The following is an 18670-nucleotide window of genomic DNA, read 5'->3' as shown; positions in this document are numbered from 1 at the left end:
TGTATCGCAGAACGATCGGGCGTCGGGGCGCGAGATGGCGCCGCGCGTTCGTTGACGCCGGGCCGTGTTCCGCAGAGGATCCCCGATCATGGAACGTTCGTCTCGCCGCGGGCGTCGCGGCCTTGCTTCTCTTGGGATCTCTGGCATCGGGGCGCTCGTGATGGGCGCGTGGCTCGGCGCGTGTAGCCTCGATCAGCTCGGGTCGGCGCCGATGGGACAAGCGTCGTCGTCGTCGTCATCGTCGTCGTCATCGTCGTCGTCGTCTTCGGGTGAGGGCGGCAGCGGCGCGTCCATGGGACCGGGCGGGACCGGCGGCGTGGGCGGCGTGGGCGGCGTGGGCGGCGTCGGTGGAATGGGCGGCGCGGGCGGGGTCGCCGTCGGTGGAATGGGCGGCGTCGGTGGAACGGGCGGCGTCGGTGGAACGGGCGGCTCGGGTGGCGGGGGGCCGGTGGTGATCCGCGAATGGACGGCGACGACGCTTCCAGCGGCCACGTTACCCATGTACACGTTGCCGGACGACTGGCTCAAGATCGAATGTCCGACGGTCGATAGGACCTCGCAGGTGGGTCCGCACAGCCTGAAGCGCCCCTATCCTGCGAACGCAGCACGTCCGAGAAACGTGGGGCCTGCCTGGGGGCTCAGCGTGGAGAGCAGGCGGAGAAACAAGATCTGGAACGGAGAATCGTGGGTGGGGACGGGCTGGGTGACTCCGGCCTTGGTCGGGATGACAGTCACGACGGGGCACCCGGATCCGGCGGGAGGTATGAGCGCCACGAGATTCGGTTCCACGGGAAAACAGCAATCGAACTATTCGACGCTTCCCAAGGGATACGGGTCGGGGTGGTTTCGTGGTGAGGGTGATGTCGGCCCCTACGGTTATTTCGTCATGGAGCCGGGAAACTCCGGGTGGACGGTCGACGTCATCGATGATGCCGCGAACTGGAAGCGTTACGAGGTCGGCGAGGACGACGGTTATTTCCTCCTGGAGACCCGCGGCGATGGAGACGGGGATCCTGCGCCGATCGAGACGTCGACGGCGGTGTTCGCCTATGGGGCGCAGCTCGAGACGAAGGACAACAATAGCAGCGTCAAGTATCCATCGAGCTACATCCCGACGACGCAGGCACAGGAGCGCACCCGGGAGGCCGACAAACTCTCCGTCATCGCCCCGCCGATCGTCGCGCCGGACGGCTATTTCCATGTGAAGATCCGTTTTGCGCCCAATTATGCCACCGCCGAGACCACGGAGAACGAGCACGATCTGCTCAACATCAACAATGATAACCGTCTCTTTTTTCGGTTCTCGGACAGAAAGATCGTGTTTCGTATCAACAAAGTGGAACTCGCGTCTGTGGAACTCGCGTGGATCCGGGATCAGGAGATCCAAGTGGAGGCGATTCACTCGGCGACCGAACAAAGGCTGATCGTGTCCGCGGGCGGCACCTTCTCGGGGCCGGCGCAGCCCCCCGTCCCGGTGAACAACTCATTCTACGTCCTCGGCAACGGGTCCGGCGCCCAGGAGTGCGCGGATTTGCGTTACCTCGGGTTCTTCGAGCCCAATTGAAATCGTCTTGTCGTCGTAGAGTTTTTTCGCCGAGGTGGAAGTCGCAACCCAAGGAAAATCGGTCCCCGTCCGCTTGACGTACCCGTGGACCGTGCGCAAAAAGACCCTGCTCTCCCGGAGAACCAAATGAGCAAAACTCTCGCGGTCGTTCTCGCTCTCGGTGTTTGCGGCGGCGCCGGCGTGGCGGCGTTCGCCTACATGAAGAAGCCCGAGCGCGCTGCCTGCGTGCGTATCGCCGACCTGTGCGGCGAAAAGAACGGGACGAAGGACGACCTCGACCGGTGTGTCGAGGAGGTCGAGCAGTGGCGCAAGGTCGCCGGCGACGAGCCGGTCGACAAGGGGATCGCGTGCGTCGACGACGCCAAGACGTGCGGCGAAGCCATGGGCTGCGTCGCAGGCGCCGGCATGAAGGGCTTTCAGAACGTCGTCGACGACTTCTTCAAGGGCCTCGGCAAGGGGCTCGGCGGCAGCAACAAATAGCCGCCGGTCCGCCTCAACCCGGGCGCGATCGGAGGTAAGGCTTGCCAAGGTCGCGCCCGCCCGACGGCAGCGGCGCATCCTCGGGAAGATCCAGGCAACGGACGAGTCCCTCCTCCATCCGATATCGATATCCACTCTCGGGGCAAACCATGAGCCCGTCGGGCCCAGGCCGCCCGAGTTTTTGCCCGTGCCGGCTCATGGTGCCCGTGCGCCGCGCCGGGACACCCGTCATCAGCGCATAGTCGGGGACGTCCCGCGTGACGAGAGCGCCGGCGCCGACGAACGCATGTCGCCCGACGGTCGTGCCACACACGATCGTCGCATTCGCGCCGATCGTGGCGCCGCGGCGGATCAAGGTCGTTTCGTAGAGGCCACGGCGATCGATTTCGGCGCGTGGGTTCGTGACGTTCGTGAGGACGCAGGAGGGGCCGAGAAAGACCAAGTCCTCGACGATCGTGCCTTCGTAAAGAGAGACGTTGTTCTGGATCCGCACGTCGTCCCCGATGACGACGCCGCTCGCCACGAAGACGCCCTGACCGAGCACGCAACGCTTGCCAATTCGAGCGCCCGGCATGACGTGGCAAAAATGCCAGACGCGCGTGCCTTCGCCGAGGGAGGAAGGCTCGTCGACATAAGCGGAGGGGTGCACGAAGGGGGATTGCATCAATCAGCGGCTCCCGTGCTCCCATAACCCGAACGAGCCATGGACGGCGCGCGGCGGGCCGAGGACGGCCGCGGCAGGGCTCGTCGTGCGCCCAAGGAGGTAGCGCGCGCGGGCTTCGTCGAGGCGGCGCGGGAGGGCGTCAGGGGCGTCGAAGGTGGAGGCAGAGGCCGGTTTGCGAGGATCGAGGTCGCGGTCGAGGACGACGTCCTCCGGGCGGCCGAGGGCCGCGGTGATGGCGAAATGGCCATAATCGCGCACCTCGACGAGGACACGCTCGCCGGGAGGGACGAGCGCGCGCGCGGCGTCGCCGATGGCGACCTCGTCCGTGCGCGGGACGAAGTCTTCGCCGCGGAACCAGCGGCGGACGATGACGAGGCTGAAGACGAGGAGGGCGAGGGCCGCGGTCGCCGCGCCGAGGCGCGCATTCCGGCTCGCGCGAGGGAGCAATGTGGCCGCGAGGTCGGAAGCGACGAGGGCACAAAGGAGGAGGCCGACGAGGACCGCACGCTCGGGGTGATGCGTCGGGGCGCCGTCCTTGACGAGGGCCGCCGAGAGGGCGACGAGCTGGAAGAGGGCGAGGGCGACAGGGCGCGCGTAAGGGCGAAGGGTTTCGCGGGCCGCGGCGCGCAGCGAGGGGAGCGCGGCGAGGGCGAGGAGGACGGCGAGCGCGCTGAAGAGCTCGGGCTCGTGGCGAGCCATGGCGAGCGGATAGGCGAAGAGGCGCGCGAGAAGGGCGTCGGCGTCGCCGCCGAGGGCGCGGCGGTAGGCGGCGACGCGGTCGAGGGAGTCGAAGGCGTTGCCGCGGGTGAAGTGGTTCCAGAGGACCCACAAAGAGGGGCCGAGGAGCGAGAGGGCCGCCGCAAGGATGAAGAGGGCGCGGTCCTTGGCGGATCGCTCGCGATCGCGGAGAGCGTCGAGGCCGGTGAGGGCGGCAAACGCGGCCGCGATGGGCCAGACGTCGTACCGCGAGAGGGTGGCGCCGAGGAGCGCGAGGCCGCCGAAGAGGCGCGCGCGGGGCTCACGCGGGCCCACGAGCGAGGCCATCGCGAAGAGGGCGAGCGCCGCGGTGGGGAGCTCGGGGACGGTGGCGACGCCGAGGCGCGCGCTCCACGGGAAGACGGCGGCGAGGACGGCCCCGAGGAGCGCGGCCGTTCGGTTCTTCGTGAGGCGCTCAGCCGCGAGCGCGACGAGCATAGCCGAGAGGACGCCGAGGACGAAGGCGGCGACGCGCGCGACGAGGAGCGTACGCCCCGCGCCGAACATGGCCGCGCCTGTGATCCAGAAGGGGAAGGGAAGCCAGCTCGTGCCGGTCGGATCGAGCTTCGGGGCGTGGGCGAAGTCCTGCGCGATGACGACACGCGCGAAGTCGTCGTCGCTGACGGCGCGAAAGCCCGTGGCGATCACGATCGCCGCCGCGATCACCTTGACGAGCGCAACGAGGCCGAGATCGCGTCTCTGCAACAACGCGGGCAAGCGGTCCGCCTTCGACGCGGAGCTACTTCTGCTGCGTGGTCTCGAACTGCTTGAGCTCGCGATCACCCGCGGAGGACAGGTACGCGAGGGACATGCTGGTGAGCATGAAGATCGCGGCGCAGATCGCGGTGAGGCGGGTCATGAAGTTACCCGCGCCGCGGCCGCCGAAGACCTGCGCGCCGCCGCCGAACGACGAGCCGAGGCCGCCGCCGCGGCCCTGCTGCAGGAGCACCACGAGGATCAGGAAGATACAAACGATGACGTGGATGACGTTGAGCAGAGTGGTCAGCATCGGCGCACGGCGACGTTCTACCCTCGTTCCGCGGCGTCCGCCAGCCGCTCGGCGCTGTCGATGATCTTGCCGAAGCCGGCCGCGTCGAGGGAGGCGCCGCCGACGAGGGCGCCGTCGACGTCCGCCTGGCCGAGCAGACCCTCGGCATTGTCCCCCTTCACGCTGCCGCCGTAGAGGATCCGCGTGGACGCGGCGAGCTCCTCCGAGACGCTGGCGCAGAGGCCGCGGATCATCGCGTGGACCTCCTGGGCGTCCTCGGGACGAGCGACCTTGCCCGTCCCGATCGCCCAGACCGGCTCGTAAGCGATGACGCCGAAGCCCGGGCGCTTGGCGAGCTCGTCGAGGAAGGCGCGGGTCTGGCGCTCGACGACCTCGAGCGTCTTTCCAGCTTCGCGTTCTTCGAGCGTCTCGCCGACGCAGGCGATCGGCTGGAGCTCGGCGCGGATCGCGGCGGCGATTTTCCGAGCGATGAGCTCGTCCGTCTCGCCGAAGATCTGCCGGCGCTCGCTGTGGCCGAGGATGACCCAGGTCGCGCCGGAGTCCTTGAGCATCGGCGCGCTGATCTCGCCGGTGAAGGCCCCGGCAGGTTCGGGGTGCATGTTCTGGGCGCCGAGCATCACCGCGCTCTTCGACTCCCAGAGCTCATGCGCGGCCGCGGCGAGCGCCGTGAACGGCGGGCAGATCACGACGTCGACGCGGGCCGAGCGGCGCGCCGCCTCGACCACGCCGAGGGCCAGGCTGCATGCGTCCTGGCCACCGGCGTTCATTTTCCAGTTGCCCGCGATGAGGGGGCGGCGCGCGACGTTCACGACGCTTCCTCCGCCACGGCAGAACGAAGCGCCTCGACGCCCGGCAACTTGCGGCCCTCGATGAGCTCGAGCGCAGCGCCGCCGCCCGTCGAGATGTGATCCATGCCCTTCGCGATCTCCTCGCCCGCGGCGCGCACGGCCGCCGCGCTGTCGCCGCCGCCGACGACGGTGAACCCCTCGGCGCGGCTCATGATACGGGCGATCTCGAAGGTGCCGTTCGAGAACGGCTTCGACTCGAAGAGGCCCATGGGGCCGTTCCAGAAGACGGTCTTCGCGCGCTCGATGGCGCTCCCGAAGAGCTCGACCGTCTTCGGGCCGATGTCGAGCGCCATGGTTCCGTCGGGGATCGCGTCCACGCTGACGGCCGTGCCGCTCTCCGCGTCGAGGCTCTTGGCCACGACGACGTCGACGGGCAGGAGGACCTTGGCCCCGCGTTCACGCGCCTTCTGCAGGATCGTGCGGGCGAGCGGGAGTTTGTCGTCCTCGATCTTGCTCGCCGCGACCTTCTTGCCTTGCGCCGCGAGGAAGGTGTTCGCCATGGCGCCGCCGATGCAGAGCGTGTCGACGACGTTGAGCAGCGACTCGACGACGGCGATCTTGTCCGACACCTTCGCGCCGCCGAGCACCGCGACGTACGGCTTCTCGGGACGATCGAGCAAGCGGGCGAGCGAGCGCAGCTCCTTCAGCATGAGCAGGCCCGCGGCGCGATCACGGATCATGCGGGGCAGGGCGTGCACGGAGGCGTGGGCGCGGTGCGCTGCGCCGAACGCGTCGTCGACGTAGATGTCGCAGAGCTCGGCGAGCTGACGCGCGAAGTTCTCCTCGTCCTTCTCCTCCTCCTCGTGGAAGCGGAGGTTTTCGAGGAGGCAAACCTGGCCGGCGCGCAGGTCGTGGGTGACCTTCTTCGGGCCGTCACCGATGCAGTCGTCGGTCAGGTGCACCTCGTAGCCCGTGAGCTCCGCGAGGCGCGCGCCGGCCGGTTCGAGCGAGCAGCCCTCGTGCTTGCCCGGCTTCGGTCGGCCGAGGTGCGAGGCGAGGATCACCTTCGCGCCCGCGTCCACCGCGACCTTGATCGTGGGGATCGACTCGCGGATGCGCGCGTCGTCGGTGATCGCGCCGGTCTTCTTGTCGAGCGGGACGTTGAAGTCGACGCGGATGAAGACGCGCTTGTTCGCGAGTCCAGAATCTTTGGCGAGGTCCTCGATCGAGCGGATGCCCGTGAGCTTCATGGCTCAGACGCCCTTCTCGGCCATGAGCTTGGCCAGGTCGATCATGCGGTTCGAGAAGCCCCACTCGTTGTCGTACCAGGAGAAGACCTTCGCGAACTTGTCGCCGATGTGCTGCGTGAGCGTGGCGTCGAAGATGCTCGAGTGCGGGTTGCCGATGAAGTCGCCCGAGACGAGCTGGAGCTCGGTGTACTGGAGGATGCCCTTCATCGGGCCCTCGGCCGCGCGCTTCATCGCCTCGTGGATCGCGTCCTTCGAGATCGGCTTCTCCGTCTCGAGCGTGAGATCCACGAGCGAGACGTCGACCGTCGGGACGCGGATCGCCTGGCCGTCGAACTTGCCCTTGAGCTCCGGGATGACCTCGCTGAGCGCCTTCGCCGCGCCCGTCGACGAGGGCACCATGTTCACCGCCGCCGCGCGGGCGCGGCGCAGATCCCCCTTGCGGTGCGGGAGATCGAGGATGTGCTGGTCGTTCGTGTACGAGTGGATCGTGGTCATGAGGCCGCGGACGATCCCGAAATTGTCGAGCAGGGCCTTCGCGACCGGCGCGAGGCAGTTCGTCGTGCACGAGCCGCACGAGATGACGCTGTGCTTGGCCGGATCGTACTGCTTGTCGTTGACGCCGAGGACCACGGTGAGGTCGTGGCCCTTGGCCGGCGCGCTGATGATGACGCGCTTGGCGCCCGCGTTCTGGTGCAGGGCGGCCTTCGCCTTGTCGGTGAAGAGGCCGGTGCACTCGAGGACGATGTCGACGCCGAGGTCCTTCCAGGGCAGCTCGGCGGGGTCCTTCTTCGCGAGGACCTGGATGCGCTTGTCGTCGAGCGCGATGTAGCCGTCGCCGTGGCTCACCTTCGCCGCGCGGAACTCGCGGTGGATGGAGTCGAAGCGCAAGAGGTGTGCGAGCGTGCCGGCATCGGTGAGATCGTTGATCGCCACGATCTCGAGATCCTTCTCGCCGCGCTCGACGAGCGCGCGCACGATGCAGCGACCGATCCGACCAAACCCGTTGATTGCAATCCTCGTCGCCATCGGAGACTCCTGGAAAAGGTGTGGTTTCGGGCACGATACCTAGCCAGGTGGCCCCGATCGGTCAAGCGAAGGTTCCGCGTCGAGCGAAGACCACGTCCGGGCCGCGATCACGGTTTCCTTGGAGTCGTCGCGTTGTGCCCCTTCTGCCTTGTGGCGACGCTTGGTAAGCTTCGTACCGATGGACGTGCTATCGCTGTGTCCGCTGCGGGCGCTGGGGTTCGTCTGGCAGCCGCGCGCGGGGACGTGCGCGCAGACGGTCGTTGTCAAGGCGACGTTTCGGCTGGTTCCTGGGGAAGCGGTCCTCGCCGAGGCGCAGGACGCGCCGGGCGAGGAGGAGCGGCGCTGGGACGAGGGGCCTTCGTCCAGCGTGCGCGTTCCGAGCGACGGAGCGCCCTACAAAGCGCGGGCGGACGTGGTGCTCGTCGGGCATGCGTATGCCCCGGGCAAGCAGCCGTCGCGGTCGTGGATGGCGCGGCTCGTGGTGGGGGAGCTCGATAAGTCGATCGAGGTGTGGTGCGATCGGGGGGTCCGATGGCAGGACGGGCAGCTCCTCGAAGGGCCGCGGGTGACGAAGGTGCCGCTGCGGTGGGAGCGGGCGGCGGGGGGGCCGGAGACGAACAATCCGGTGGGAATGCGGTTCGATGCGGCGCCGGATCGATATGGGATGGTGCCAATCCCGAATTTGCAGCCGCCGGGCATGTTCGTGGCGTCGCGCGCGGATACGTTCGCCCCGGCGTGCTTCGGGCCGATCGCGCCGGAATGGCCGCGCGTGTCGGCGCGGCTCGGGCGGCTCGGGCCGGGGTGGAATGGCCGGCCGTTTCCGGAGGGATTCGATTACGGAACTTTTCAGGTGGCGCCGCCGGATCAGCAGGTGGCGGAGATCCGGGCGAACGAGCGGATCGTGCTGGAGAACCTGCATCCGGAGCATGCGCGGCTGGTGACGAGTTTGCCGGGGCTGCGGCCGCGGGCGGTGGTGGATCGGGCGACGGGGGAGCGGGAGGAGGTGGGGCTCGTCGCGGATACTTTGTGGATTGATACGGATCGGGGGGTGTGCTGCGTGGTCTGGCGGGGGCGGATCGGGCTGCGGCACGCGGCGGAGGCGGGGCGGATCGCGGTGTGGGTGGAGGGGATGCCCCTGGTCGAGGTGGGGCGGGAGGTCCGTGATCGTGATATCGAGGAGGATGATGGGGGGGCGACGATGACGCTGGTCGCGCCGCTCGAAAAGAAGGGGGAGCCGGCGCTGCCGTTCGTGCCGGGGTTGTCGAGGTTGTCGGAGCCGGAGCGGCGGGAGCTTCTGCAGGCGCTTTCGCGGTGGGCGGGGCGTGAGTCGGGCGATGGGTCGGAGACGGTCTTCGCGCCGATGGCGCGGCCGGCAGGGAAGGCGCTTCCGTTCGAGGGGGCGAGGGAGGTGGCGGAGGACGACGACGGCGATATGGCGAAGACGTTGCCGCCGATGGGGAGGCCGGCGATGATGGCGGCGCCGTTCGTTCTGCCAAGCGTGCCCATGAGCCCGCCGGTGCCGGTGATCGAGGAGCTGGCGGATCGGGAGGAGGCGCCGGGGCCATTGCCAGCGCCGCCGCCGATGATTGGGCCGTTGGCGACAGCGGAGATGGTGCAGGCCAAACTCGAAGAGAAGGCGGGGGAGGCAAAGGAGACGGCTTCTGCCGGGGAGAAGGAAGCCGCGCCGGTCGAGGTCGAGGAGGAGGGCGTCGACCTGTCGATCGAGGAGACGGCGGCGATCGCAGCGGAAATCGCCGAGGGAAAGGTGGAGCGCGCGACGGTGCTGGAGGCGCGCGAGTTGAGCGAGCGGGCGTGGAAGAAGAACGTGGCGCGGTGGGACGAGGCGATGGAGGAGGAGCAGGGGCGCGGGAGGAATGCGCTACGGGGGGCGTATGACGCGGCCTATGTGGAGAGAGTGGAAGGGTTTCGGGGCGTGATCACGGTAGAGGAGTACGCGAGGATCCTGGTGGGGATGGAGCGCGGGAGGGTGGAGGGGGTGCTGGATGCGATGGGGATCCAGCGGGCGGCGTTGATGCCGATCGTGAGGGTTTGGGCGAGGAAGGTGGCGAGGGATGGGAATCTGGCAGTGAAATCAATGCGGGCGGTAAGGGATATGCGTGCGGATTGACGTGTAGTCGGACCGCAGATACTGCTCTACCCTGCACCTGCAGGCGAGGGATCGGGGGTCCAGTCCGCACCGGTTGTCGTGAACTCGAAAATATAGGGCGTGCTCCTATTGGAGCCGTACTCGATCACGACGATCAGAATCCTGAGTCGCGCTCCGCGCGCCCCATCTGACTCGGCCGTTGTCTCCACGATTTCTCCGTCGATCTGTTGGTTCCAAATCGTGAATGCTTCCTCTGGTTCGTATCGAAGATCAGAGACTCCGTAGAAGGCGAGTGTGCCTTCGATGATTTCCGGATCCTTGGATGCATCGTAACCGACTTGATTGTAGTTGCCGAGCTCGACCCGAAGTCGTAGCTCGCCATTCGAACTGTCCCACACGACAGAATTGACAACACTGTCGTGCAACGAGATGTGGTCGAGGAGATCGGATGGGTTCGTCATGGCATCTTGCTGCGTTCGACTGGGGTCAAGGGCCCGTTCCTACAGGAATATGTGACGCATTGTTGTTCTTGGATACGGGATTGCCGTTGATATCGAGGTAAAGATCTTTCTTGCCGGTGCTGTTCGGGTTGTACATATGGTAGTGATCTTTACCCTCCCATCCGGGTTTGCCTGGTACCCCTTTGTCGAATGCTACCTTACTCCCAGTAGCTGGGTCCTCGAACTCTCGTCTATTCTTCATTTGAGGGTGCGTGACCTCCTTCCAGCCGCCTTTCTTGACAAGATCGTCGGGATCTGCCGGTAGATTTTTCGTGCCGTAGCGAATTTTGGGCGGTGTAGGCACGCTCCCGCCATCATTCGGATTCTCCGGCTTCTTCGGATTCGGGGCCTCCGGCGTGCCTCCCCCTTTTTTTCTTCTCAGTGCATCCGCGATCTTGTCTTTGGCCTTCTTGATGAGGTCCTGTGTCTTCTTGAGCTTGTCCTTGAGCTTCTCGAGCCGCTGCGTCAGCTTGGCGACCCTTGCAGCGGTCCGAGCTCCCTTGATCGGCTTGGCTACAGCGTCTCCAAGATATGGAATCCATGAGAGCAGACTTAGGCCCGCTCCTGCGATATCACCATCACTCAGCGCCATCCCTGCTGCGACCGTGTCGGAGATCGGCGTCGGGTCGACAAGGCCCGCGACATCTGCGGCCGTTTTGGCGCCTTCCCAGATCAGTTCCTTGTTGATGACGTCGATTTCCGCTTGCGCATCGGCCTGCTCCTTCAACGCTGCCTGATACTCAGGATCCGAGAGTAACGCCGGGTCATCGTCAGCGATGTCGAAGTCAGCAGCAGGCGCCTCACCGACACCGGAATCGACGAGGCTGGACTCGACCGAGAAATTGCGATTCGAAGGGTCGAAATTCCCAGTCATCGTCTTGCACGTTTGAGCTCCGCTCGGGTCTGTCGTCACCGATGCGCTATGGGTCTGGATGGCTCCTGTCTTGGGGTCAATTTCCGTCCGTTGTCGCGTCTCCGTGATGGCGCCCGTCTTCGGATCACGCGTGACTGTCCGCTCTTCCACCACCGTCTTGCCGTTCTTTTCATCAACGGTGACCTTCGACTCTTTGTGGAGCGTCTCCCGCGAGACCTCTCCTGCGGAGCCCGTGCCGATGTACTCGATGCGACCGAACGTATTCCACGGACCGTCCGGGCCATTGCAGTTCATGTACATCAGGTCGCCCTGACGTACCACGTACTGCTTGTGTGCCTTCACCGTGCCGCTATGCTCGACGGGGCGACAATATCCGAGGTTCACCTTCGATAGGATGCCTCCGCCCGTCCCCTGCTCGTCGCCCTCCACGCGCGGCAGGCGGCTCGCCATCGTGAATGCAGGCAATCCCCCGTAGTTGACCTTGGGAGCCGTGCCCTCGGCGACGTTGAAGTGGGCGGTGATCGTATACGGCACTGGCACCATGCTCGAACCCATCGGGGTCAAGCACACGTCCGGCGCGAGGCATGTCACCTTTGCTTCCGCGTCCTTATTGACCGCTCGCTCAGGCATCGCGCGCGTCTCCTCGACTCGATCCGCTACCCGTCGCGCGAGCGATCACCGCTTCGAGCGACTCTCTCATCGCTATATCGATGTACCGGATTCCGTGTTTGTAGAGCGGCAGCACGGCGCGCCATGTGAGTATGGCTTTCGAACGCTCTGCGTCGATATGGAGCGTGTCGAGCCGAGCCGGAGAGCCATACCGGTAGTCGTCGCGGTCGACGATGGCCACTGCCACGACAAGCGACGGCAGCCGAACCACCAGTATCTCGTGCGCCCTGTGGAGTCGTTCGAGCCGAATCTCCTCGTCACCGCGGAGGAAGCCATCGTGCATCAGGTCGGGATGCGCACAGTTGTAGAACGCGTGACCGAAATCATGTGGCAGCCGCGGATGCCGGTTCTTCACCCACGCGTCGTCGAACGACCCCGCGCGTGCGCGGCGCGGCAGCCAAGGCTTGGCGATCGCGGAGAGGCCCTCCACAGGATAAGGTTCACCGAGAACGGGGACGCGGCCATCGGGCGACAAGATCGTAGGCGCCGGGATCGTTTGCGCGGTGTGCAGCCTCCGTCGGTCCACGAAGCCCACCCCCACCGGATTTTGTTGGTGCACCTCCACGATGCCATCTCGTTCGACAAAACCCCCGAAGGCGTGCTCGTAACGAATAGGCATCTCCGTGACGGGGGTCACGGGGCCGAGGGACCAGCCGACGAGCGGAGCATATGCCCACGCGCGTGTCCCCGTCACGAGCACCCGCTTCGCGCGGTCGCCGATCGTGATGCCTGCGAGCCATTCAGGCGACGGCCGACCGCTCGGCGCATATGCAGTGGCATTGACCACGACGTCCGTGCACGGCTTGAAGGGCGCGAGGTCGTCCTCCCAGCGCAGGCTGGATGGCTTCTGATTGTCCCAGTAAGTATCGCAGGTCCGGATGGGATCCTGCTCCGCAGAGAGCGAGAGGGGAGCGTCGGGAACGATGTCGAATGTTCCCTTGGCGATGACGACCTGGAATGGATCGTCGTCGGTATCCAGGGTTTGGAAGGTATACGGAGAAAACGGGGTCCGGTTCCGGATCTTCACGGTCGCAACCTCGTCAATTGAGATCGATCGGATCGCCAGAAATCTGAACTGTACCGCCCGCGAGTTCTGCCTTTCCGGATGCGCTGAGGCCGAGCTCGGTGCCGTCGACCGTGATTTTCTTGCCTGTCACACCGACCGGACCGGAAGAGTTGAACACGAACTCCGTGCCCTCCAGCGTCACCTTCCCTGATTTCTCCAGCACGAGCTTCGCCGCACCGCACGTGAATTCGATCTTGTCTCCCACCGTGACGGTCTTTGTCAACCCCACCTGCTCGGCCTGCACCAACCCCACGGTCGTATTCATCGCCCCGCCCACCGTCACCTGGTACCCCGCCCCCACCGTCAGCGCTTTCGCGAGCCCCACCGTCTCCGCCGCCGCGAGCTTCACCGTGACAGCCTGCGCGCCCCCCACGGTGATGGTCTGCGTGGCCCCCACCTTCACGTTCTGCGCCGCGCCCACGTTCAGACTCTGATTGACCCCCACGGTCATCGTCTCATTCTGCCCGACCACCTTCGTCCGATTGTTCCCGACCGTCACACCCTCATTGTTCCCCACCATCCTGGTCCGATCATTCCCAATCTGCACCGTCTCATCATGCACCACCTGACGCGTCCGATCATTCCCCACCGTCAGCGCATCGTCGTGCCCGACCTGTTTCGCCCGATCCCTCCCAATCGTCACACTCTCATCATTTTTCACCAACTTCTTCAAATCCTTCTCCGCCTGCATCCGGAGAAGCTCCTTCCCCACCGCATCCTCGAACATCACCTCATTGTACCCGCCGCCCCCACCCGTCGAATTGCTCTTCCACCCGCTCTGCGTCTTGCTCTCCGGCAGCTTGTACGGCGTCTTCTGCAAGTTCGTATACACCCGCCCCACGATCACCGGTCGGTCCGGATCTCCCCCCAGGAAATCCACCAGCACCTCCTGCCCGATCCTCGGCAGATTCGTCGCGCCATACCCCGCGCCGCCCCACGGCTGACTCACGTGGATCCAGCACGAGCTCCCGTCATCCATCTTGCTCTCGCGATCCCAGTGGAAATGCACACGCACCCGCCCGAACTCGTCCGTGTGGATCTCCTCCCCCGCCGGTCCCACCACCGTCGCGCTCTCCACACCGTTCACCTTCGGCTTCGGCGTCGATACCTCCGGCCGGAACGGCACCTCCGCCTTGCGCGCCTCGCACCGCAACGACCATTCCCCCTGCGCCGTCCCGCTCAGCGTCGCATCCACCACGAGCAGCGCCTTCCCGTCCCCCAGCGCCGCGTGCGGATGCCCCACCATGCTCATCACCACGGCCGGCGCGAGGTCGTACGCGTTCGTCTCGAACGAACACACCCACCCCTTCCCCCGCTTCGCGTCCAGCCGCTTCTGCGCCAGGATCGCCGCCTCCTTTTCGTCCGTCCGCGTCTTGCCCTTGTCGTCCGCGCTCGGCGTCGCTTCCCCCGCCTCCGCGCCGAACAGGAACGCACCCGGCGCGTACTGGAACCGCTCCAGCTTCTCCTCCACCGCGAGCCCCTTCGACGCCGTCGACATCAGCTTGTACGTCGGCGGCTTGCGGTAATCGTGGTCCCGTATCGCGTACTTCCCGGGCCGCACCTGCTGGTGCACCTGCACCGACGTCACGAACTCGACGTCGACCTTCTGCACCAAGCTCACGTCGTCCAGGAACTTGAGCGGCGCATCACGCCGCGGATTCGATTGCGGCGCGTCCGAGAGCACGAGCTTCGTCTCCTCGCCCTCCTGCGCGAAATGATAGGTGATCCCCGCGTCCTCCAGCATCCGGTTCACGAACGCGAAGTCCGACTCGGCATACTGCACGCGGTACTTCCGCTTCTTGTATGCCCCCTTGTCGATCTTCAGCGCCGGCTCGATGCCCCACTCCGAGAGCACCTTCACGACGATGTCCGGCTCCGCGATGTGCTGGAACATCCGGTGGTTCTTCCGCTGCGTCAAAAGCCACATCGTCGGCACGATCGAAAAACGATACGTCGAGAGGCCCGTCGGCTCCGAGCGCAGGAGCTCGAAATGATTGCAAAGGCCCGACCAGAACCGCGGGTGCAGCCCCGCCTGCATCGCGAAACGCGCGGGCTGGCCCACCACGGCGTCGAAGTCGATGCTCGGGTTCTCCGAGACGGCGACGAGGCTCACCTGGAACAACGAGGAGAGCCGCTCGTTCACGGAGAAGTGTCGTACGTCGAGCGCGTCGCCCGAGGCGATCTCGAGGGAGAAATTCTTCATCGGATACTCATTTCTTGTATCGAATGTGGACACCGCCCACCCGCCTCGTGCCTTTGCGTCGAAGAATCAGATATGCGTAGATCGTATCCCAGACATCCGGATCGACGGAGAGACATCCCGCCGACCGGAGCCCACAATGAAGGTATCGTGCTTCGTTGTTCAACAATGCGATGTTCTTCGTGCCGGTATAAATGGGGAACCAGACCAGGTGCATCGCCGCGCGGTCCGCATACCCCCGCGCCTTGTCGATAGGCCAGTTCGGGATCCCCAGCGCGCTCCAGCGCTCCTCGCCAGGCTTCAACCCGCCAGGGACATCGTCGACCTCCATACGAACGGAGTAGGGACCTCGCGAGCCGGGGCCCGAGCGCGCCCCGATCCAAAGCTTGCCCTGGAGCATGTCGAACACATCCGTGACACGGTCGCCGTCGACGAAGTCGACGAAGATGAGCCCCTCCTCATCGCGTCGATCCCAGGGGTTGTCCCAGAGCGTCGGCCACCTCGAATCCGGGTCGATTGTCCAGACGCTTCCCTTCCTGCCCTCTGCAATCCCCAGGCTGGGGACCGAGCCCTCCATGAAGGTGAAGTTCGTTCGACCATCCTTCTTGCCGTCGACCCGCACCTGAAGCCCGGCGGGGACCGATACTTCGGTGCCCGAGGCGTTCTTGACCTTCAGCCATCCGTCGCCCGACACAAAAGGACTGATGTACTTGAGCTCCGCCACGCCTTCGCCCCTCGTCCGCCAAACCCTCTACATACGTGAGCCACCATTCTACACGCTCCCCGTGCGCGTCGTAAGTGGTTTGTTAGCGGCAGACCAGATCAGCATAACCACGGGGAAACACTGCGACAGCACGCTGCGCACGAAGTGTGTGCCGATCTTCCTTGACGAGCCGCAGATCTATCTGTTAGCCGCCGTCCACGACGAGGAGGATCCATGGCAAAGCAGGTTACCGATCGGCAAGGCGCGGTCGTGTTCGTCGCATCGGCGGCGGATACCCACGCGGCGCGCTTGCAGCAGAGGTTCGAGGCGCTCTTCGCGGAGCACCTGAGGCCGGGCGAGGTCCTCCCCGACGTCGGCCTCCTCGGGCTGCTCATCGCGAGGCGGCTGCGCGCGACGAATGCAACGCTCGTGGAGAAGAGCGACGCCTACGACAAGGAGCTCTCCGACGACGCCGGGCCCCGCGAGCGACGCGACGAAGCGGCGGCGAGGCTGACGAGCGAGATCGTGGAGATCCGCAGCACCCTCGAAGCGGCCTATGGCGCGGGGATCCTGCGTGAGCTCGGGCTCGATGGGAAAACGGAGGTCGAGCCGAAGGCGATCCTCGCGAAGGCGAAGCGGCTCGTCGACGAGCTCGGGCGGCCCGCGAGCGCATGGCCGAAGCCGCGGCGGAAGGGAGTGACGATCGAACCGGCGGCGTGGGTCGCGGACCTGACGAAGCCCATCGCGACGCTGGAGCAAGCGCTCTCCGACGTGGCGCGCGAGGCGCGCGAGGCGCAGGCCGCGAGCGACGCGAAGGCGACGGCAATGGATCGGAACGACGACGTCTTCGCGCGCTCCGCGGGGTGTCTGTCGGGGCTCTTGCGGCTGGCCGAGGAGGACACATTCGCGCGCCAGGTGCGTCCTTCGGGGCGGAAGCCAGGGCGTGTGGCCGAGCCGGAGGAGTCCACGAGCGGGGAGGAAGGCAGCTCCGCAGGGCAAGGGGGCTGAAGGAGCGGGGAGGGCCCGAGGCGCCGCGGGCGAGGCGCGGGCGGTTGTGAGGTGGAAGGGTGTTTCCCGGGGCGAGGGGCGATCTTCCCCGGGAAGGACGCGCATTCCGTGCCGCCGGCCCCTCCGGTAGACTGTCGCGACCATGCTCAAACGCGCGATTCTTCTCCTTGGTCCCGCAATGGTGCTCGTCTCCGCGTGTGGCTCCGGCCCTTTCCCCGACGCCCCGAAGAAGCCTCTGCCCGACGATTGCTCGAACCCCGCGGTGCGCGACATCCTGGGCGACCAGTCCACGGGGCCGAAGACGTTACGCGTCCGCGCGCGGATCGCCACGAACGCGGCCGGCGAGCTCGCCGTCCCGATCTCCCGGCCCCTGTTCGACATGGTCACCCTCAACGCGCATTTCGCGTCGGCCAACGTTCAGTTCCTGCTGGTGGACGTGGAGGCGCTCCCCCCGGACGACGCGCTCTACGACATCCCGTACGGCGCGAGCCCCCTCTGCGGGGGCGATCTGAGCTCGCTCTCCGACGACGCGATCCCGATCCTCTACGTGAACACGATCGACTTCGGGAACGGCAACAAGTACGGCGGCAAAGGGAATCATTGCGGCGCGATGATGACCGTCTACACCTCCTATGCGATGTTCGGCGATCTCAACGGCAACTTCTCGGACCCAGAGACGCTGACGCACGAGCTCGGCCACGTCCTCGGCCTGAGCCACACGCACGAGTGTTATGAGCACGCCGATTACCCCGAAAATCTGGCGCTCAACGAGGACCTCGTCGCGGACACGCCGTACGATCCGGGGCCCGTCGGCGCCTCGCTCCTCTCATGCGCGAGCGGCGCGCTTCCAGGTCAGTGTACGGTGGACCCGAATTCGTGCGCCGTGGATTGCGCCGACGGATCGACGCCCGACGTCCGCAACTTCATGTCCTATTATCACGGATGCCGGAGCCACTTCTCCGCCGGGCAGGCGGTCCTCATCCGGTGCGACGTCGAGAAGCTGCACCCGGGCGCGCGGTGCAACAACCGGTGGTCCGAGAGCTTCGGCGTGGATTGGGATTGGGCCTCGAGTTTCAATGGCGGCTACAAGAGCTGGCACATCGCCGATGTGGACGGCGACAAGAAGGCCGACGCCATCCTTCATTACGTCGACGACGCGCCCGTCACCTGGGAGGTCGCGCTTTCGAATGGCGCCTCGTTCGACGAAGGCTCGGTATGGAGCGTGGAACACGGCCGCTTCGCAGACGGCGCGGTCGGAGACGTGGACGGAGACGGGAAAGCGGACGCCATCGCCGTCACGGAGGAGGGCACCTGGTCCGTGGCGCGCTCGACGGGGACGTCGTTCGCCGAGCCTTCGATCTGGGTCGAGAATCTCCCGGGCGGCTACCCCTACCGGCGGCCGCTCGCCGCCGATGTGAACGGCGACAAGAGGGTCGACGCAATCTCGTTCGACGACGCGACGGGGCGATGGTCCGTGGCGCTGTCGACGGGGACCTCCTTCTCGACGCCCGTGCCCTGGATCGAAGGGTTTGGCGCGGGCTCGGCAGGCCAATACGTGGCCGACGTGGACGGCGATGGCAAGGCCGACGCCATCAGCTTCACCGACGACGACATGTGGACGCCGAAGCATCTCTTGCACGTGGCACGCTCGACCGGCAGCTCGTTCGAGCCGCCCACGTCGTGGTTCGAACGGCAAGGCAGGACCAAAGATGTCGATATGATCTTCGCGGACATCGACGCGGACGGGAAGGCCGACGCGATTCGTTACCTTCATCGGATCGCCGGCTGGTCCGTCCACCTCTCGACCGGAACGAGCTTCGCGGAAGGATATGGAGCCGCCGGCGGCCTCGGCCAGGGAATCTGGTTCCCCGGCTTCGAGGACCAGGCCCAGGGCGCCGCGGGCGACATGGACGGCGACGGCAAGGCGGACTTCGTCGCGTTCGATTTCCGCAAGGGGATCTGGACGACGAATCTCTGTCGATAACGACAAGCCTCTTGACAAGAGG

The 18670-nt window shown here is 66.1% G+C and carries 16 protein-coding genes; 5 read left to right on the top strand and 11 right to left on the bottom strand.

All coding sequences use genetic code 11. The annotated features are described in order from the left end of the window. Positions 1-88 precede the first annotated feature (88 nt). Both E8A74_RS52810 and E8A74_RS28595 read left to right on the top strand, forming a co-directional pair. Positions 89-1564: a hypothetical protein gene (locus E8A74_RS52810; RefSeq protein WP_170229447.1), complete on the top strand. Its 1476-nt coding sequence runs from the start codon at positions 89-91 to the stop codon at positions 1562-1564. Positions 1565-1690: 126 nt separating this feature from the next. Then, on the top strand, positions 1691-2044 hold the full coding sequence (locus E8A74_RS28595) for a hypothetical protein (protein ID WP_136932256.1): 354 nt from the start codon (positions 1691-1693) through the stop codon (positions 2042-2044). A 13-nt stretch (positions 2045-2057) separates the two neighbouring features. Here E8A74_RS28595 and E8A74_RS28590 read toward each other — a convergent pair whose 3' ends face one another. From E8A74_RS28590 to gap, 6 genes are read right to left on the bottom strand one after another with little or no spacing between them, the layout of a single operon-like run. Then, positions 2058-2708 carry an acyltransferase gene (locus E8A74_RS28590; protein ID WP_136932255.1) on the bottom strand — a complete coding sequence of 217 codons (651 nt, stop codon included), beginning with the start codon at positions 2706-2708 and terminating at the stop codon, positions 2058-2060. 3 nt (positions 2709-2711) lie between these two features. Then, positions 2712-4172, bottom strand: coding sequence for an ArnT family glycosyltransferase (locus E8A74_RS28585; RefSeq protein ID WP_136932254.1), 1461 nt, complete (start codon positions 4170-4172; stop codon positions 2712-2714). A gap of 31 nt (positions 4173-4203) precedes the next feature. Beyond that, positions 4204-4473, bottom strand: coding sequence for a preprotein translocase subunit SecG (gene secG / locus E8A74_RS28580; protein WP_232379784.1), 270 nt, complete (start codon positions 4471-4473; stop codon positions 4204-4206). A 17-nt stretch (positions 4474-4490) separates the two neighbouring features. Next, positions 4491-5282, bottom strand: a complete 792-nt coding sequence (gene tpiA, locus E8A74_RS28575) for a triose-phosphate isomerase (RefSeq protein WP_269749894.1) — start codon at positions 5280-5282, stop codon at positions 4491-4493. Beyond that, positions 5279-6511: a phosphoglycerate kinase gene (locus E8A74_RS28570; protein ID WP_136932253.1), complete on the bottom strand. Its 1233-nt coding sequence runs from the start codon at positions 6509-6511 to the stop codon at positions 5279-5281. Before E8A74_RS28570 ends, tpiA begins: the two co-directional genes overlap by 4 nt. A 3-nt stretch (positions 6512-6514) precedes the next feature. Beyond that, positions 6515-7537, bottom strand: a complete 1023-nt coding sequence (gene gap / locus E8A74_RS28565) for a type I glyceraldehyde-3-phosphate dehydrogenase (protein WP_136932252.1) — start codon at positions 7535-7537, stop codon at positions 6515-6517. Between the two features lie 178 nt (positions 7538-7715). Here gap and E8A74_RS28560 point away from each other — a divergent pair, with 178 nt between their 5' ends. Then, positions 7716-9665: a DUF2169 family type VI secretion system accessory protein gene (locus E8A74_RS28560; protein ID WP_136932251.1), complete on the top strand. Its 1950-nt coding sequence runs from the start codon at positions 7716-7718 to the stop codon at positions 9663-9665. A 26-nt stretch (positions 9666-9691) separates the two neighbouring features. Here the strand turns inward: E8A74_RS28560 and E8A74_RS28555 are convergent, their stop codons facing one another. The 5 genes from E8A74_RS28555 to E8A74_RS28535 are packed head-to-tail and all read right to left on the bottom strand — an operon-like array spanning position 9692 to position 15677. Next, complete coding sequence (locus E8A74_RS28555; RefSeq protein ID WP_136932250.1) at positions 9692-10105, bottom strand: hypothetical protein; 414 nt, start codon at positions 10103-10105, stop codon at positions 9692-9694. Between the two features lie 25 nt (positions 10106-10130). After that, entirely contained in the window at positions 10131-11648 is a 1518-nt protein-coding gene (locus E8A74_RS28550; protein WP_136932249.1) for a PAAR-like domain-containing protein, read from the bottom strand. Beyond that, complete coding sequence (locus tag E8A74_RS28545) at positions 11641-12714, bottom strand: DUF2169 family type VI secretion system accessory protein (RefSeq protein WP_170229446.1); 1074 nt, start codon at positions 12712-12714, stop codon at positions 11641-11643. Before E8A74_RS28545 ends, E8A74_RS28550 begins: the two co-directional genes overlap by 8 nt. A gap of 13 nt (positions 12715-12727) precedes the next feature. Continuing rightward, positions 12728-14956, bottom strand: a complete 2229-nt coding sequence (locus E8A74_RS28540; protein WP_136932247.1) for a type VI secretion system Vgr family protein — start codon at positions 14954-14956, stop codon at positions 12728-12730. 7 nt (positions 14957-14963) lie between these two features. Continuing rightward, positions 14964-15677, bottom strand: a complete 714-nt coding sequence (locus tag E8A74_RS28535; RefSeq protein WP_136932246.1) for a hypothetical protein — start codon at positions 15675-15677, stop codon at positions 14964-14966. A 213-nt stretch (positions 15678-15890) separates the two neighbouring features. On the opposite strand from E8A74_RS28535, the gene E8A74_RS28530 reads away from it, so the two are divergent. Then, on the top strand, positions 15891-16664 hold the full coding sequence (locus E8A74_RS28530) for a hypothetical protein (RefSeq protein WP_136932245.1): 774 nt from the start codon (positions 15891-15893) through the stop codon (positions 16662-16664). A 142-nt stretch (positions 16665-16806) separates the two neighbouring features. Then, the gene (locus E8A74_RS28525; protein WP_136932244.1) at positions 16807-18648 is read left to right on the top strand and encodes an FG-GAP-like repeat-containing protein; all 1842 of its coding nucleotides are present in this window, start codon (positions 16807-16809) and stop codon (positions 18646-18648) included. Positions 18649-18670 lie beyond the last annotated feature (22 nt).

It is taken from the genome of Polyangium fumosum, assembly GCF_005144585.1.
Lineage (GTDB): Bacteria > Myxococcota_A > Polyangia > Polyangiales > Polyangiaceae > Polyangium > Polyangium fumosum.
Note: the sequence above shows the minus strand (reverse complement) of the source record. Positions and strands in the feature narration are given on the sequence as shown.

What these genes read in the sequence shown, in the direction of transcription:
- E8A74_RS28525 (WP_136932244.1), top strand. Translation starts at nt 16,807, where the DNA reads ATGCTCAAACGCGCGATTCTTCTCCTTGGTCCCGCAATGGTGCTCGTC.
- E8A74_RS28590 (WP_136932255.1), bottom strand. Translation starts at nt 2,708, where the DNA reads ATGCAATCCCCCTTCGTGCACCCCTCCGCTTATGTCGACGAGCCTTCC.
- E8A74_RS28550 (WP_136932249.1), bottom strand. Translation starts at nt 11,648, where the DNA reads ATGCCTGAGCGAGCGGTCAATAAGGACGCGGAAGCAAAGGTGACATGC.
- E8A74_RS52810 (WP_170229447.1), top strand. Translation starts at nt 89, where the DNA reads ATGGAACGTTCGTCTCGCCGCGGGCGTCGCGGCCTTGCTTCTCTTGGG.
- E8A74_RS28540 (WP_136932247.1), bottom strand. Translation starts at nt 14,956, where the DNA reads ATGAAGAATTTCTCCCTCGAGATCGCCTCGGGCGACGCGCTCGACGTA.
- gap (WP_136932252.1), bottom strand. Translation starts at nt 7,537, where the DNA reads ATGGCGACGAGGATTGCAATCAACGGGTTTGGTCGGATCGGTCGCTGC.
- secG (WP_232379784.1), bottom strand. Translation starts at nt 4,473, where the DNA reads ATGCTGACCACTCTGCTCAACGTCATCCACGTCATCGTTTGTATCTTC.
- E8A74_RS28560 (WP_136932251.1), top strand. Translation starts at nt 7,716, where the DNA reads ATGGACGTGCTATCGCTGTGTCCGCTGCGGGCGCTGGGGTTCGTCTGG.
- E8A74_RS28530 (WP_136932245.1), top strand. Translation starts at nt 15,891, where the DNA reads ATGGCAAAGCAGGTTACCGATCGGCAAGGCGCGGTCGTGTTCGTCGCA.
- E8A74_RS28595 (WP_136932256.1), top strand. Translation starts at nt 1,691, where the DNA reads ATGAGCAAAACTCTCGCGGTCGTTCTCGCTCTCGGTGTTTGCGGCGGC.
- E8A74_RS28570 (WP_136932253.1), bottom strand. Translation starts at nt 6,511, where the DNA reads ATGAAGCTCACGGGCATCCGCTCGATCGAGGACCTCGCCAAAGATTCT.
- E8A74_RS28555 (WP_136932250.1), bottom strand. Translation starts at nt 10,105, where the DNA reads ATGACGAACCCATCCGATCTCCTCGACCACATCTCGTTGCACGACAGT.